The sequence below is a fragment of the Nocardia sp. NPDC060249 genome (assembly GCF_042728755.1).
Taxonomy (GTDB): Bacteria; Actinomycetota; Actinomycetes; order Mycobacteriales; family Mycobacteriaceae; genus Nocardia.
Genome location: NZ_JBHXAQ010000003.1, coordinates 526334 through 540488, shown reverse-complemented (window position 1 = coordinate 540488; position 14155 = coordinate 526334). Strand labels below are relative to the sequence as shown.

Here is a 14155-nt window from a genome sequence, read left to right as displayed (position 1 = left end):
TGGGGAACTATCAGGCGGTCACCGAAGCTTCGCGCTGGAGTTCCAGGGCGATGTCGATCAGCTGGTCTTCCTGGCCGCCGACGAGCTTGCGCTTGCCCGCGCGGACCAGCATTTCGGCGGCGGAGACACCGTAGCGTTCGGCCTGGCGTTCGGCATGGCGCAGGAAACTGGAGTAGACACCCGCGTAGCCCATCATCAGCGCCTGACGGTCGAGCAGGCATTCCGACGGCATGGCCGGGCGGACCACGTCCTCGGCGGCGTCGGTGACGGCGAAGAAGTCCACGCCGGTCTTGACGCCGAGCTTGTCGCAGACGCCGATGAAGGCTTCGACCGGCAGATTGCCCGCGCCCGCGCCGAAGCGGCGAGCCGAGCCGTCGATCTGGGTGGCGCCCGCGCGCACGGCGTAGACCGAGTTCGCCACGGCGAGGCCGAGGTTCTCGTGGCCGTGGAAGCCCACCTGTGCGTCGTCGCCGAGTTCGGCCACCAGCGCCGAGACGCGGTCGGAGACCTGCTCGAGGACCAGCGCGCCCGCGGAATCGACGACGTAGACGCACTGGCAGCCCGCGTCGGCCATGATGCGGGCCTGCTGGGCCAGCTTCTCCGGCGTGGTGGAGTGGGCCATCATGAGGAAGCCGACGGTCTCCAGGCCCAGATCCCGCGCGTAGCCGAAGTGCTGGATGGACACATCGGCTTCGGTGCAGTGGGTGGCGATGCGGCAGATGGACGCGCCGTTGTCCTGCGAGATCTTGATGTCTTCTTTGACGCCGACGCCGGGCAGCATCAGGAAGGCGATCTTGGCCTGCTTGGCGGTCTCCGCGGCGGCCTTGATCAGTTCCTGTTCCGGGGTCTTGGAGAACCCGTAGTTGAACGAGGACCCGGCCAGGCCGTCACCGTGGGTGACCTCGATGACCGGGACACCGGACGCGTCGAGCGCGCCGACGATGTCGCGAACCTCGGTCACGGTGAACTGGTGACGCTTGTGATGCGAGCCGTCGCGCAGCGAGGTATCGGTGACGCGCACATCGAGTTCGCCCGAGTAGGGCTTCAGGATGTTGTTCATGGTCGAATCTCCTTACACCCGAGCTGAGAGGATTTGATCGGCCAGCACGTCGCCGACCTTGGTGGCCGCGGCCGTCATGATGTCGAGGTTGCCCGCGTACGGCGGCAGGAAGTCGCCCGCGCCCTCGACCTCGACGAAGATCGACACCTTCGCCAAGCCGCCGGATACCAGCGACGGGTCGTCGAACTGCGGGTCGTTGAGCAGCCGGTAGCCGGGCACGTACTCCTGAATGGACTTCTCCATCCGGAAGATCGACTCGGAGATCGCGTCGCGATCGGCCTCCTCGGGGATGGCGCAGAAGATGGTGTCGCGCATGATCATCGGCGGCTCGGCCGGGTTCAGGATGATGATGGCCTTGCCGCGTTCGGCGCCACCGATGGTCTCCACACCCTTGGAGGTGGTCTTGGTGAACTCGTCGATGTTCGCGCGGGTACCCGGACCGGCCGACACCGAGGACACCGAGGCCACGATCTCGGCGTAGGACACCGGGACTACCCGCGAGACCGCGTTGACCATCGGAATCGTGGCCTGGCCACCGCAGGTGATCATGTTGACGTTCGCCGCGTCCCGCAGCGAATCCAGGTTCACCGGGGGGATCACGGCCGGGCCGACGGCGGCCGGGGTGAGGTCGACGGCGCGGATACCCGCGGCCTCGTACTTCGGCGCGTACGCGCGGTGCACGTAGGCGGAGGTGGCCTCGAACAGCAGATCGGGCTTCTCGTCGAGGGCGAGCAGCCAGTCCGCGCCCTCGGCGGAGGTTTCCAGACCCAGCCCGCGTGCCCGCTTCAGCCCCTCCGAATCAGGGTCGATGCCGATCATCCAGCGCGGCTCGATCTTGTCCGAGCGCAGCAGCTTGTACAGCAGATCGGTGCTGATGTTGCCGGACCCCACGATCGCGGCGGTGACTTTGCTGGTCACGGTGTACTCCTTGGGAAGTCTGGTTCAGCGGAAACGCAAACGGACGGAACCGAGTCCGGTGAACTCGGCGAGGAAGTCGTCACCGGGGCGGGCGTCGATGGCGCGGGTGCAGGAACCGGGGAGCACGATGTCGCCCTTCTTCAACCGCACCCCGAAGGTCGCGACCTTGCGCGCCAGCCACGCGACCGCGATCACCGGATCGCCGAGCACCGCGTCGCTGCGGCCCTCGGCGATGACCTCGCCGTTGCGGGTGAGTACGGCGTCGATGGCCTTGATGTCGATGTCGCCGGGTGCGACGCGTTCTTTGCCGAGCACCCACCCGGCCGAGGAGGCGTTGTCGGCGATGGTGTCGGTCAGGCCGATCTTCCAGTCGTTGATGCGCGAGTCGATGAGTTCGATCGAGGGCGCGTACGCGACGGTCGCGGCCAGCACGTCGGCCTCGGTGCAGTCCTCGCCGGGCAGGTCGGCGCCGAGCACGAATCCGACCTCGACCTCCACGCGCGGCAGCAGGAATTTCGAGGTGTCGACGGGGACGTCTTCGTAGACCTCCATGTCGGCGAGCAGGTGACCGTAGTCGGGCTCGTCGACGCCCATCATCTCCTGCATCGCCTTCGACGACAGCCCCACCTTGTGCCCGACGACCTTCGCGCCGGACCGGAGCCTGCGCTGGATGTTGAGCAGCTGGATCTCGTAGGCGTCGACCACATCGATATCGGGGAACCGGTCGACGAGCGGCAACACGGCCACGCGCTCGTCTTCGGCGCGTGCCAGTTCGTCGGCGAGATGGGTTCGTACCGCGTCAGGCAGCACGCGGACCTCCTTGGCAGCACGGTCGGAAGGATCTAGACGCCAAAACTGTAACCGGTGTCGAACGACTACGTCAGCCTTTCACCTGACAATACAACGCAACCAAAGGTGATTTCTATAACACGTTCCACTGTTTTGAAGGCAAACTGCGGAGACCACTAGAACGAGTTTCAGTTTGGCGGGTCAAACTTCGGACCCCTCCTATAACGTGTTCTACATGAGTGATCGGGAATACGATGTCGTGGTCGTCGGTAGCGGCGCCGCCGGGATGACCGCCGCCCTCGCGGCGGCGCACAAGGGACTGAGCGTTGTGCTGCTGGAGAAGGCCGCGCACTACGGCGGGTCGACGGCCCGATCCGGCGGTGGCGTCTGGATTCCGGGCAACAAGGCGCTGCTCGCCTCCGGCCGCCCCGACGACCGCGAGGACGCGCGCACCTACCTGCACAGCATCATCGGCGACGTGGTGCCCGCCGAGAAGATCGACACCTACCTCGATCGCGGCGCCGAGGCGTTCGACTTCGTCCTCGACCACACCCCGCTGAAGATGAAGTGGGTTCCCGGCTACTCCGACTACTACCCCGAGGCGCCGGGCGGGCTCGGTCAGGGACGTTCGTGCGAGCCGACGCCGTTCAACGGCAAGGTGCTCGGCGCGGAACTGGTCAATCTGGAACCGCCCTACGCCAAGGCGCCGCTGAACGTGGTCGTCATGCAGGCCGACTTCGTGCGGCTCAACCTGATCCGCCGTCATCCCAAGGGTGCGATGCGGGCGCTGCGCGTCGGCGCGCGCACCTACCTGGCCAAGTGGACCGGCAAGCATCTGCTCGGCATGGGGCAGGCCATCATCGCCGCCATGCGCAAGGGCCTGCTCGACGCCGGCGTGCCGGTGCTGCTCAACACTCCGCTCACCGAACTGGTGGTCACCGACGGACGCGTCACCGGCGTCAAGGCCGTGGCCGACGGCGAACCGGTCACCTTCACCGCGCGCTACGGCGTGGTCCTCGGCGCGGGCGGGTTCGAGCACAATGCCGACATGCGGGCCAAGTACCAGCGTCAGCCGATAACCACTGAGTGGACAACCGGTGCCGCGGCCAACACCGGCGATGGCATCGTCGCGGGCATGGCAGTGGGTGCGACGGTCGGGTTCATGGAGGACGCCTGGTGGGGTCCGACGATCTTCAAGGGCGGCAAGCCCTGGTTCGCGCTGGCCGAGCGCAACCTGCCCGGCACCATCATGGTCAACGACCGGGGCGAGCGGTTCGGCAACGAGTCGGCCCCCTACGTCGAGGCGGTGCACACCATGTACGGCGGTGAGTACGGTCAGGGCGCGGGGCCCGGCGAGAACGTGCCGTCGTGGCTGGTGTTCGACCAGCGCTACCGCAACCGCTACATCTTCGCGGGCCTGCAACCGGGGCAGCGCTTTCCGTCGCGCTGGCTGGAGAACGACTACATCGTCAAGGCCGACTCGATCGCGGAACTGGCCGAGCGCATCGGCGTGCCCGTCGAGAACCTGACCTCGACGGTCGAGCGCTTCAACGGCTTCGCCACCACCGGCAAGGACGAGGACTACGGGCGCGGCAACAGCCACTACGACCGCTACTACGGCGACCCGACCGTGAAGCCGAATCCGTGCCTGGCCGAACTGTCGCAGGGCCCGTTCTACGCGGCGAAGATGGTGCCCGGCGACCTCGGTACCAAGGGCGGCCTCGTCACCGACACGGCCGGACGGGTACTGCGCGAGGACGATTCCGTCATCGACGGCCTCTACGCCGCGGGCAACACCAGCTCGCCGGTGATGGGCCACACCTACGCGGGCCCCGGCGCCACCATCGGCCCCGCGATCACCTTCGCCTACCTGGCGGTGCTCGACATCGTCGCCAGGAAGACGACCGAATCGGCGAAGGCGAGCGCATGAGGGTGAGCCCGACGATCACCATCGGCTACCTCGCGGTGCTCGACCTCGCCACGACCGGTTCGACAGACGAGCCGACATCCACAGGAGTACACCGTGCCCATTGATCTAGCGACCGCGCTCGGCGCGACTCTGCCTACGCGCGAGTTCAGTTGGACCCCCACCGACGTGCAGCTCTATCACCTGGGTCTGGGTGCGGGCGCCCGCCAGACCGACCCGGCCGAGCTGGCCTATCTGGACGATCGCGCACCCCAGGTGCTGCCGACGTTCGCGACGGTGGCGCCGACCCTCGGCGAAACCGAGCCGCCGCGCGTGAGCTTCCCCGGCATCGAGATCGACCTGGCCAAGGTGGTGCACGGGCACCAGGAAGTAGTGGCGCACAAGCCGATTCCGGCTGCGGGCAAGGCGCTTTGGGCAGGCCGGATCGTCGAGATCTGGGATAAAGGCGCCAACGCGGTGATCGTGCAGGAGCACACCATCACCGGATCCGACGGTGAACCGCTGTGGACCGCGCGGTCCTCCATCTTCGCCAGGGGTGAAGGTGGCTTCGGCGGCGAGCGTGGTCCCAGTGCCCGCACCGAACTGCCCGACCGTGCCCCCGACGCGGAACTGCTCACCCCCACGTTGCCGCAGCAGGCCCTGCTGTACCGCCTCTCCGGCGACCGCAACCCGCTGCATTCGGACCCCGAATTCGCCCGTGGCGCAGGATTTCCCGCCCCGATCCTGCACGGGCTGTGCACCTACGGCACGGTGTGCAAGGCCATCACCGACGCCCTGCTCGACAGCGACGCGGGCCGGGTCGGCGGTTTCCGGGCCAAGTTCGCCGGCGTGCTCTACCCGGGCGAGACCCTGCGCACCAAGGTGTGGCGCGAGGGCGAGGAGTTGATCGCGGTCGTCACCGTGGTCGAACGAGACGATGCCCCTGTCCTCAGCGACGTCGCCCTGCGTATCGCCTGATCTGGACCACTGATCACCAGGTCGCCGGAGCGTGAAAACTCCGGTGGCCTGGTGATCATTTTTCAAGTGCGGTGATCGCTTGGGCGATGCGGCCGTCGGCGCACGCCGCTTCGATGGCCGCGAACCCGGCCGGGCGCATCCGCCCCGCGGCGATGAGAGCTTCGGCCTTGGCGACGTTGAGCTGCGACCAGGGGCTCCGTGCGCGACGCGGCGAGTATCGCTGCAGGTAGTGGTGGGCGTCGAAGCTGCGGCGATGGCTGTCGATCCAGCCGTAGCAGAGTGCGCCGTCCAGGGTTTCGCTGATCGTCACCGACTTCTCGGGGGCCTTCTTCTTCGAGATCAGCACCCACACGTCGCGGGCGTCGGCGTGGTTCGCCGCCAACCACGTGTCCCAGGCTTCGGCGTCGGGGCAGGTGATGAATTCGATGTCCATGCCTCCTATCCTCCGACTCAAAGCGCTCACCGAATGAGCACTTTGAATCACTCCGGTTCGAGTGTTGCCAGCAGGGCGCCGGCGGCTCGGGTGGCCTGCTCGGTCCGCCGGGAATCGACGACTGCCTGCAGGTGAAATGCCCAGTGCGCCTCGAACAGGCACGCGAGCCCGTAGGCGCTGGTCGCGACGCGATCCGCCGGGGCGGCCGGGTACGCGGCGGCGAGCTGTCGCTCCAGTTCGGGTAGCCACCGCTCGGTCCACAACTCCCGGAGGCTGTGCCGGACCGCCTCATCGCGTGCCGCGAGATTCACCAGTTCGCTCCACACCACCAGGTCGTCGCGGTTTCCGTAAGCGCCCGGTGCGAACATCCGTGCCACTCGATCCTCGATCGGCCCCTCGGCGCCCAGCCGCAGCTGCGCGTCACCGTAGGCGGCGACGGCCTCGGTGACGAAGGCCCGCATCAGCCCGTCTCGACTGCCGAAATAGTGCAGCACCAGCGTGCGCTGCACCCCGGCCGCCGCGGCCACCCGCGACAGGGTCGTCGCGGCGAAACCGTCGGTCGCCACGACGGAATGAGCGGCCCGCAGGATCTGACCGATCCGCTCCTTGGCCTTGCTCGGCCGCCCGACTTTATTTACTGTCATGTTAGTCAATATATTCGACGGGGAGGCAGTCATGCGAGTTCTGGCACTGGGTGGGGCAGGGGAGATGGGCAGGGTCGCCGCCCGCATCATGTACGGCGACGACAGGGTGACAGCACTGACGATCGCCGACCGGGACGAGGCCGCGGCGCGCGCGCTCGCCACTGAACTCGGCGCCAGCGCTTGTCGCCTGGACGCCACCGACGGCCCGGCGCTGACCGCGGCGATGCGGGATTTCGACCTGGTGGTGAATACCGTCGGCCCGTATTTCCGCTTCGGCCCACCGATCCTGGCGGCGGCGATCGCCGCGCGCTGCGACTACATCGACATCTGCGACGATCCCCAGCCGACCCTCGACATGCTGGAACTGGACGCGGCGGCGCGAGGCGCGGGGGTGACGGCGCTGGTCGGCATGGGCGCCAGCCCCGGTATCGCCAATCTGCTCGCCGTGCTGGCGGGCCGGGAACTCGACCGGGTCGACTCCGTGATCACCGGCTGGAACATTCACTCCGCGCACACCGAACCGGCCGGTCCGGGGGCGAGCGCGGCAGTGGTGCACGGCATGCGGCAGATCGCCGGTGACATTCCGGTCGTCCGCGACGGCGTGCGCGCCCAGCGCCCGGCGCTGGAACGGATGCGCATCGACTACCCGGGCCTCGGCACCGGCGAAGGCCGCAGCTTCGGTCACCCGGAGGCGATCACCGTGGCGCGAGCCTTCCCCGAACTCCGCGACGCGACCACCGTGGTCGTCGGCGACCGCTCGACCTCGGCGGCGCTGCTGGCACTGCGCTGGGTCATGGGCGCTCGCCTGTTGACGCTCGATCAGGCGGCCGGGGTGGCAGCCCGCGTCGAACGACTCCTCCCCGCCGATCCGGCGAAACTGATCACCGCCGGTGGCCTGCCACCGCTGTTCGCCGTCGCGACGGGCCTGCGGGCTGGAGTCGCCGCGACCGCCGCCACGGCGCTGTGTCAGGTCCCCGGTCTCACGATGGCCGACAACACCGGCGTGCCGTTGGCGGTCGCGGCACTGCTGCGGGCGAAGAGCCCCGGCGTCCACACGCCGGAGACCCTGCTCGATCCGCACGAATTCTTCACCGCGTTCGCCCCGCACTGTCTCGGCGCCCCTGGCCCGGCCGCGATGACGGTCACCACGCGCAGCTGGGACACCGAGGAGGCCAACGCCGCGGCACTGTCGTCCGCGCTGCTGACCGCACTGCTCACCGCGAGATGAGCTGGCTGCGACAGTGCACGCCGCGGAGGCCGTGACCGCCTGGTCAGGCCGGTCGATTCACAGCCAGGTGTCGAGGCTGGTGGTGGTGAGGAAGTGGTCCAGGTCCGCGCGCCAGGGGGCGGGGGTGGTCTTGTCCGGCTCGATGCCGGTGTACTGGCCGCGGTAGAACAGCAGCGGACGACCGCCGGTGGTGGCCGATTCCGAGAGCGCGTGGACCCGGCCGATCACGATGTAGTGGTCGCCGCCGTCGACGACGGAGTCGACCGTGCATTCGATGGTGGCCAGCGAATCGTCGATCACCGGAACCCCGAGTGCGGAGGTGCGCCACGCGACTCCGGCGAACTTGTCGGTCTCCCGCGAGCCGAAACGCGCGCACGTCGGCTGCTGTTCCTCGGAGAGCACGTTCACGCAGAACCTGCCCGCCGCCTCGATCGCCGCCCACGACCGCGACCCCTTGGTGGGGCAGAACAGCACAAGGGGCGGGTCGAGGGAGAGCGCGGCGAAGGACTGGCAGGCGAACCCGATGGGCTCACCCGCCGGATCGAGCGCGGTGATCACGGTGATGCCGGTGCAGAACTGTCCCAGCACGGTGCGGAACTGCCTGCCGTCGATCGCCGGTGTCTGTTCAGTCATGTCCTTCGCCGCCGTTCCTATTGCTGCTTGAATCCGACGGTGAAGTCGTGACCCCACAGGCTGACCGCGGTCGATTCGCGGGCGACCCAGGCGTGGTCGTCGACTTCCAGTCCTTCACAGCCGAATTCGATGTCGAATCCGCCGGGAGTCTTCATGTAGAAGGACAGCATCTTGTCGTTGATGTGGCGGCCGAGGGTGGCCGACATCTTCACTTTCTTGCGGTAGGCGCGATCCAGGCAGAGGCCGACGTCGTCGGCGTTCTCCACCTCGACCATCAGGTGCACGATGCCGGTCGGGTTGGGCAGCGGCAGGAACGCCAGCGCGTGGTGGCGCGGGTTGCAGCCGTAGAAGCGCAGCCAGGCCGGGTCGCCGTCGGCGGGACGGCCGACCATCTGCGGGGGCAGCCGCATGGAGTCGCGCAGCCGGAAGCCCAGGATGTCCTGGTAGAACGCCTGCGCCGCGGCATCGTCGGTGCAGGTGAGAACCACGTGGCCCAGACCCTGCTCGGCGGTGACGAACTTGTGGCCGTAGGGGCTCACGAAGCGGCGGCCCAGGTACTGCGCGCCGTAGAACGCCTCGAGGGTGTTCCCGGACGGATCCTGGAACCGGATCATGCCCTCGACGCGGCGCTCACCCAGCTCCTCCTTGGTGCCCTCGGTGAAGGCGACGCCGGCCTTGCTCAGGGTCTCCCGCAGCTGCTGCAGGCCCGGTCCATCGGTGACTTCCCAGCCCGAGACCAGCAGCCGGTCCTGCTCGCCGGGAACGATCACCAGTCGCGCGGCGAAATCGTCCATGCGCAGGTAGAGCGCGTCGGGGTCGAGCCCGGTGCCCTCCATCATGCCGAGAACCTTGAGGCCGTACTCGCGCCAGGCCGCCATGTCGGTGGCCTCGATGCGCATGTAGCCAAGGGCGCGAATGCTCATTACTTCTCCCCGAGGAAATCGACCGTGAGCCGGTTGAACTCGTCGAACTTCTCCAGCTGTGCCCAGTGCCCGCAGCCACCGAACACGTGCAGCTGGACGCGCGGGATCACCTTGGTGGCCACGAGCGCGCCGTCCAGGGGGTTCACCCGATCTTCGCGACCCCAGATGAGCAGCACCGGCTGACGCAGCTTGTACGCGTCACGCCACAGCATGCCCTTCTCGAAGTCGGCACCGGCGAAGGACTTGCCCATCGCCTTCATCGCGGCCAGCGACTCGGGGGTACTCGCGAAGGCGAACCGCTCGTCGATGAGTTCCTCGGTCACCAGGGACTGGTCGAAGACCATGATCCGCAGGAACTTCTCCAGGTTGTCCCTGGTCGGTTTGTAGGTGAATTTCGAGAGCAGCTTCACGCCCTCGGTGGGGTCGGGCGCGAACAGGTTGGTGCTCAGTCCGCCCGGACCCATCAGCACGAGTTTGCCCGCGCGCGTGGGGTGGTCGAGCGCGAACCGCACCGAGGCGCCGCCGCCGAGGGAGTTGCCGAGCAGGTGCACCCGGTCGGTGATCTCCAGATGGTCGAGCAGCGCGAGCAGCGCGTTCGAGCTGTGCACGAAGTACTGCGGGTGGTCGATCGGCTTGTCGGACTTGCCGTATCCCGGCTGATCGGGCGCGATCACGTGATAGCGCTCGGCCAGTACCGGGATGTTGCGGGCGAAGTTCGACCACGCCGAGGCGCCGGGTCCGCCACCGTGCAGCAGCACGATCGTCGGCCCGTTGCCCACACCGGCTTCGTGGTAGTGCAGCTTCAGATCGGGGGTGACCTGCGCGAAGCGTGAGGTCGATGCGTAAGTCAGTTCAGCGGTCCGGGTCATCGGCTACACCATGGCGTCGGTGACGGGCAGGCCGAACTCGTGCGTGCCGTACATGACGTAGGCGCGCTCGGGATCGTTGGCCGCGTGCACCCGCCCGGCATGCGCGTCACGCCAGAAGCGCTGCAGCGGCGTGCCGTTGGCGAGCGCGGTGGCGCCCGAGGACTCGAAGAGCTTGTCGATCGAGGCGATCACCCGACCGGTCGCGCGCACCTGGTCGCGACGGGCGCGCACGCGCAGATCGAACGGCACCTCCTCGCCCGCCACCAGCAGCGCGTACTCCTCGGCGACATTGCCCGAGAGCTGACGCCACGCGGCGTCGATATCGCTGGAAGCCTCGGCGACGCGCACCTTGGCGAACGGATCGTCCTTGGCGTTCTCGCCGGCGTAGGCGGCGCGCACGCGCTTGCCCTGATGCTCGACGTGCGCCTCGTAGGCGCCGTAGCCCATGCCGACGATCGGCGTGGAGATGGTGGTGGGGTGGATGGTGCCCCACGGCATCTTGAACACGGCGTCGGTGTTCTGCTCGAGGCCGGGCGCGCGGCCCTCGCTCATCGCGCGGAAGCTCAGGAACCGGTGCGACGGGACGAAGACGTCCTCGACGACCACGGTGTTGGAGCCGGTGCCGCGCAGGCCGACGACGTTCCAGACGTCATCGATGCGGTAGTCCGAGCGCGGGATCAGGAAGCTGCCGAAGTCGACCGGCTTGCCGTTCTTGATCACCGGACCGCCCAGCACCGCCCAGGTGGCGTGATCGGAGCCCGAGGACCACGCCCACGAGCCGCGCACGATGTACCCACCGTCGACGGCCTGTCCCGCACCCATCGGCGCGTACGAGGACGAGATGCGCACATCGGTGTCCTCGCCCCACACGTCCTGCTGGGCCTGCTGATCGAACAGCGCGAGGTGCCAGTTGTGCACCCCGATGATGCCCGCCACCCAGCCGGTGGAACCGCACGCGCTGGCGATCTTGCGCACGGTGTCGTAGAAGACCACCGGGTCGGCGGCGTGGCCGCCCCACTGCTTGGGCTGGAGCAGCCGGAAGAAACCGGTCTCCTGCAGCGCCTTCATGGATTCGTCGGGAATGCGGCGCAGGTCCTCGGCCTCCTGCGCACGCTCGCGCAGCGTCGGCAGCAGTGCCTCGACCCGTTCGGTCACTTCTTGCGTCATTTCGGAGCCCGCTCCTGCCCTTGTCGGATCGACAACCGGTTCTATTCGTCTCTGAGATTAGAACAGGTTCTCGTTTCTGTCGAGAAGATCGCCCTACCTCGGATATAACAGGAGTCAACAAGGAAGTTCGCTGGACAACTGGCGTGAAGTGGCTCAGTTTTGTAACGTGTTCTAGTGAACGAGGAGGGTTCGGGATGGCGATCAACCCCAAGGTGAGGGAACTCGATGTCGGCGCACCGCCGACGAGGTTCGCGCGCGGCTGGCACTGTGTCGGCCTGGCGTCGACCTTCCGTGACGGTAAACCGCACGCGGTAGAGATCTTCGGTACCAAGCTTGTCGTGTGGACCGATACCGACGACCAGATCCGCGTGCTCGACGCCTACTGCAGGCATATGGGCGGCGACCTGAGCATGGGCACGGTGAAGGGCGACGACATCGCCTGCCCGTTCCACGACTGGCGCTGGGGCGCCAGCGGAAAGTGCACCGCGATTCCGTACGCGCGCCGCGTGCCGCCGCTGGCCCGCACCCGGAAGTGGACCACGCTCGAGCGCAACGGTCAGCTGTTCATCTGGCACGACCACGAGGGCAACGAACCACCGCCGGAGGTCACGATCCCGCATATCGAGGGACCGTACACCGACGAACAGGGCAATCCGACCGAGACTCACAACAGCGGCTGGACCGACTGGACGTGGGACTCGTTGCTGATCGAGGGCGCCAACTGCCGCGAGATCATCGACAACGTCGTGGACATGGCGCACTTCTTCTACATCCACTACGCCTTCCCGACGTTCTTCAAGAACGTCTTCGAAGGGCATGTGGCGACGCAGTTCCTGGAGACCAAGGGCCGCCCCGACGTCGGTATGGCCGCCAAGCACGGCGGTGACACACTGCTGAAGTCGGAGGCGTCCTACTTCGGCCCGTCCTACATGATCAATCCGCTGGTGAACATCTACAGCGGGTACGAGATCAAGGTTCAGCTGATCAACTGCCACTACCCGGTGAGCCAGGATTCGTTCGTGCTGCAGTGGGGCCTGAGCGTCGAGAAGCCCAAGGGCATCCCCGACGAGGCCGCGAAGAAGCTAGCCGACACGATGGCCAAGTTCTTCGGCGACGGCTTCCTGCAGGACGTGGAGATCTGGAAGCACAAGTCCAAGGTCGAGAACCCACTGCTCTGCGAGGAGGACGGCCCGGTCTACCAGCTGCGTCGCTGGTACGACCAGTTCTACGTCGACGTCGCCGACGTGACCGAGAAGATGACCCAGCGCTTCGAATTCGAGGTCGATACGACCAAGGCGAATCAGGCGTGGGAGGCCGAGGTGGCGGAGAACCTGCGCCGCAAGGCCGAATCCGAGGAAGCGGGCGTCTGAGATGAGCTCGAGCGAGCCGCAAAGGTCCGGCGATCCGTCGCAGCTCGCTTCGGCGGAGCCCGGGTCGGGCGAGTCTCCGCAGCGTGCGGGGACTCGCCCGACCTGGGCGAAAGCCCCCGATTTCGCTGATCAACCCGCGCGACAGGCCGCGGTGCGGGCGCAAACCGTGGTCGACAAACAGCACTATCTCGACACGGGTCTGACGCCACTGCGGTGCCAGGCGTGCTCGGCGCAGGTGTTGGTGCGTAAGGCGAGCCAGCACCAGACCTCGGTGCAGTGGACCGAGCGGCCCGACGCGCACTGCCCGATCTTCGCGCAGCTGACCGCGCACGGCGCGCGACCAGGACGGCCGGAAACGTGTCCGTCACTGGAGAAGTCGATCAAGTGGGCGGTCGACGAGGGTGTGCTCGAAGTCGGCGAATAGTCAGCCGAACGGGGTGTGCGGACGATCCTGTCGCACCCCGTCGAGGTAGATCTCGACCTTCTCGTTGTAGAAGCACGCCAGCCCCGCCACCTTCTGGCTCTCCGGCAGCGGCGTGCGATAGATCCAGACGATGTCGGCGTGCTCGGTGTCGCCGACGCGCACGTTCCAGTAGTCGGCGGTGCCCTTGTACGGGCAGCTGGTGTGGGTGTCCGAGGGGGTCAGCAGATCCATCCGGACATCGGTGAGCGGCAGGTAATACCGTGCGGGCAAGCCGGTTTCGAACAGGATCCGGGGCGAATGCGAGTCCGCGACGGTCACTCCGTCGATCTCCACCCGCACGTGCCGGGAGCTGCCGAGAATGTCCACGCGCGAATACGGGTCGCGCGGATGGACGAAGACCTGCTCGTCTTCCTCGAACCAGTCGAACGCGGCGATGTCCAGGCGCACAGCGTCTTCGAGCTCGGGCAGCGGTGAATCGAGATAGCGCAGCGCCGCACCGTCGGCGCGCAGACCCTCGATCGTCACGTCGTACCCCGTCGAATCGCCGCGGCTGGGGGAGTGCTCGGTGATCCCGTTCGGATCGAGGTCGGCGCGCAAGTCGGTGAGCGGCACGTAGTAGGTCGGGTAGTACGGGATCTCCCAGACGAGCAGCGGCCGGAGCGTATCGGCCACCAACTTCCCGCGCAGATACACCCGCACTCGCTTCTGTCCCGTTTCCACCTTGACGCGCCCGCGTCGGTCCTCGGTCATGTCATCGACGCTACGCTCGAGACAGCGAATCGCCCCTGACACTCGTGGTACCAGGGGCGATTC

General features: G+C 67.3%; 15 protein-coding genes. 5 read left to right on the top strand and 10 right to left on the bottom strand.

The window, feature by feature from the left end; translation table 11 throughout:
- Nucleotides 1–10: 10 nt before the first annotated feature.
- From dmpG to ACFWFP_RS16310, 3 genes are read right to left on the bottom strand one after another with little or no spacing between them, the layout of a single operon-like run.
- Complete coding sequence (dmpG, locus tag ACFWFP_RS16320; protein ID WP_379295766.1) at nt 11–1060, bottom strand: 4-hydroxy-2-oxovalerate aldolase; 1050 nt, start codon at nt 1058–1060, stop codon at nt 11–13.
- A gap of 12 nt (nt 1061–1072) precedes the next feature.
- Nucleotides 1073–1978 carry an acetaldehyde dehydrogenase (acetylating) gene (locus ACFWFP_RS16315; RefSeq protein ID WP_379295765.1) on the bottom strand — a complete coding sequence of 302 codons (906 nt, stop codon included), beginning with the start codon at nt 1976–1978 and terminating at the stop codon, nt 1073–1075.
- Between the two features lie 24 nt (nt 1979–2002).
- Nucleotides 2003–2788 (bottom strand): 2-keto-4-pentenoate hydratase, encoded by a 786-nt coding sequence (locus ACFWFP_RS16310; protein ID WP_379295764.1) that lies wholly within the window; start codon nt 2786–2788, stop codon nt 2003–2005.
- A 214-nt stretch (nt 2789–3002) separates the two neighbouring features.
- On the opposite strand from ACFWFP_RS16310, the gene kstD reads away from it, so the two are divergent.
- Both kstD and ACFWFP_RS16300 read left to right on the top strand, forming a co-directional pair.
- Complete coding sequence (gene kstD, locus ACFWFP_RS16305; protein WP_379295763.1) at nt 3003–4697, top strand: 3-oxosteroid 1-dehydrogenase; 1695 nt, start codon at nt 3003–3005, stop codon at nt 4695–4697.
- A gap of 93 nt (nt 4698–4790) precedes the next feature.
- Nucleotides 4791–5651 (top strand): MaoC/PaaZ C-terminal domain-containing protein, encoded by an 861-nt coding sequence (locus ACFWFP_RS16300; RefSeq protein WP_379295761.1) that lies wholly within the window; start codon nt 4791–4793, stop codon nt 5649–5651.
- A 55-nt stretch (nt 5652–5706) separates the two neighbouring features.
- Here the strand turns inward: ACFWFP_RS16300 and ACFWFP_RS16295 are convergent, their stop codons facing one another.
- Both ACFWFP_RS16295 and ACFWFP_RS16290 read right to left on the bottom strand, forming a co-directional pair.
- Nucleotides 5707–6084 carry a YdeI family protein gene (locus ACFWFP_RS16295; RefSeq protein ID WP_379295759.1) on the bottom strand — a complete coding sequence of 126 codons (378 nt, stop codon included), beginning with the start codon at nt 6082–6084 and terminating at the stop codon, nt 5707–5709.
- A gap of 47 nt (nt 6085–6131) precedes the next feature.
- Nucleotides 6132–6728 (bottom strand): TetR/AcrR family transcriptional regulator, encoded by a 597-nt coding sequence (locus ACFWFP_RS16290; RefSeq protein ID WP_379295757.1) that lies wholly within the window; start codon nt 6726–6728, stop codon nt 6132–6134.
- 31 nt (nt 6729–6759) lie between these two features.
- Between ACFWFP_RS16290 and ACFWFP_RS16285 the strand changes: the two genes are divergently transcribed.
- Nucleotides 6760–7956 (top strand): saccharopine dehydrogenase family protein, encoded by a 1197-nt coding sequence (locus ACFWFP_RS16285; protein WP_379295755.1) that lies wholly within the window; start codon nt 6760–6762, stop codon nt 7954–7956.
- Nucleotides 7957–8013: 57 nt separating this feature from the next.
- Here the strand turns inward: ACFWFP_RS16285 and hsaB are convergent, their stop codons facing one another.
- From hsaB to hsaA, 4 genes are read right to left on the bottom strand one after another with little or no spacing between them, the layout of a single operon-like run.
- Nucleotides 8014–8589, bottom strand: coding sequence for a 3-hydroxy-9,10-secoandrosta-1,3,5(10)-triene-9,17-dione monooxygenase reductase subunit (gene hsaB, locus ACFWFP_RS16280; RefSeq protein ID WP_379295753.1), 576 nt, complete (start codon nt 8587–8589; stop codon nt 8014–8016).
- A gap of 17 nt (nt 8590–8606) precedes the next feature.
- Nucleotides 8607–9512 (bottom strand): iron-dependent extradiol dioxygenase HsaC, encoded by a 906-nt coding sequence (hsaC, locus tag ACFWFP_RS16275; protein WP_379295751.1) that lies wholly within the window; start codon nt 9510–9512, stop codon nt 8607–8609.
- Nucleotides 9512–10381 (bottom strand): 4,5:9,10-diseco-3-hydroxy-5,9,17-trioxoandrosta-1(10),2-diene-4-oate hydrolase, encoded by an 870-nt coding sequence (gene hsaD, locus ACFWFP_RS16270; protein WP_379295749.1) that lies wholly within the window; start codon nt 10379–10381, stop codon nt 9512–9514. Before hsaD ends, hsaC begins: the two co-directional genes overlap by 1 nt.
- A gap of 3 nt (nt 10382–10384) precedes the next feature.
- A complete protein-coding gene (gene hsaA / locus ACFWFP_RS16265; protein ID WP_379295747.1) occupies nt 10385–11548 on the bottom strand; it encodes a 3-hydroxy-9,10-secoandrosta-1,3,5(10)-triene-9,17-dione monooxygenase oxygenase subunit in 1164 nt (387 codons plus the stop codon).
- Nucleotides 11549–11742: 194 nt separating this feature from the next.
- Here hsaA and ACFWFP_RS16260 point away from each other — a divergent pair, with 194 nt between their 5' ends.
- Complete coding sequence (locus ACFWFP_RS16260) at nt 11743–12918, top strand: Rieske 2Fe-2S domain-containing protein (RefSeq protein ID WP_379295745.1); 1176 nt, start codon at nt 11743–11745, stop codon at nt 12916–12918.
- Nucleotide 12919: 1 nt separating this feature from the next.
- Complete coding sequence (locus ACFWFP_RS16255) at nt 12920–13342, top strand: hypothetical protein (protein ID WP_379295743.1); 423 nt, start codon at nt 12920–12922, stop codon at nt 13340–13342.
- Here ACFWFP_RS16255 and ACFWFP_RS16250 read toward each other — a convergent pair whose 3' ends face one another.
- Nucleotides 13343–14092, bottom strand: a complete 750-nt coding sequence (locus ACFWFP_RS16250; RefSeq protein WP_379295741.1) for a DUF427 domain-containing protein — start codon at nt 14090–14092, stop codon at nt 13343–13345.
- Between the last annotated feature and the right edge of the window lie 63 nt (nt 14093–14155).

What these genes read in the sequence shown, in the direction of transcription:
- dmpG (WP_379295766.1), bottom strand. Translation starts at nt 1,060, where the DNA reads ATGAACAACATCCTGAAGCCCTACTCGGGCGAACTCGATGTGCGCGTC.
- kstD (WP_379295763.1), top strand. Translation starts at nt 3,003, where the DNA reads ATGAGTGATCGGGAATACGATGTCGTGGTCGTCGGTAGCGGCGCCGCC.
- ACFWFP_RS16295 (WP_379295759.1), bottom strand. Translation starts at nt 6,084, where the DNA reads ATGGACATCGAATTCATCACCTGCCCCGACGCCGAAGCCTGGGACACG.
- ACFWFP_RS16290 (WP_379295757.1), bottom strand. Translation starts at nt 6,728, where the DNA reads ATGACAGTAAATAAAGTCGGGCGGCCGAGCAAGGCCAAGGAGCGGATC.
- ACFWFP_RS16285 (WP_379295755.1), top strand. Translation starts at nt 6,760, where the DNA reads ATGCGAGTTCTGGCACTGGGTGGGGCAGGGGAGATGGGCAGGGTCGCC.
- hsaB (WP_379295753.1), bottom strand. Translation starts at nt 8,589, where the DNA reads ATGACTGAACAGACACCGGCGATCGACGGCAGGCAGTTCCGCACCGTG.
- hsaC (WP_379295751.1), bottom strand. Translation starts at nt 9,512, where the DNA reads ATGAGCATTCGCGCCCTTGGCTACATGCGCATCGAGGCCACCGACATG.
- hsaD (WP_379295749.1), bottom strand. Translation starts at nt 10,381, where the DNA reads ATGACCCGGACCGCTGAACTGACTTACGCATCGACCTCACGCTTCGCG.
- hsaA (WP_379295747.1), bottom strand. Translation starts at nt 11,548, where the DNA reads ATGACGCAAGAAGTGACCGAACGGGTCGAGGCACTGCTGCCGACGCTG.
- ACFWFP_RS16260 (WP_379295745.1), top strand. Translation starts at nt 11,743, where the DNA reads ATGGCGATCAACCCCAAGGTGAGGGAACTCGATGTCGGCGCACCGCCG.
- ACFWFP_RS16255 (WP_379295743.1), top strand. Translation starts at nt 12,920, where the DNA reads ATGAGCTCGAGCGAGCCGCAAAGGTCCGGCGATCCGTCGCAGCTCGCT.
- ACFWFP_RS16250 (WP_379295741.1), bottom strand. Translation starts at nt 14,092, where the DNA reads ATGACCGAGGACCGACGCGGGCGCGTCAAGGTGGAAACGGGACAGAAG.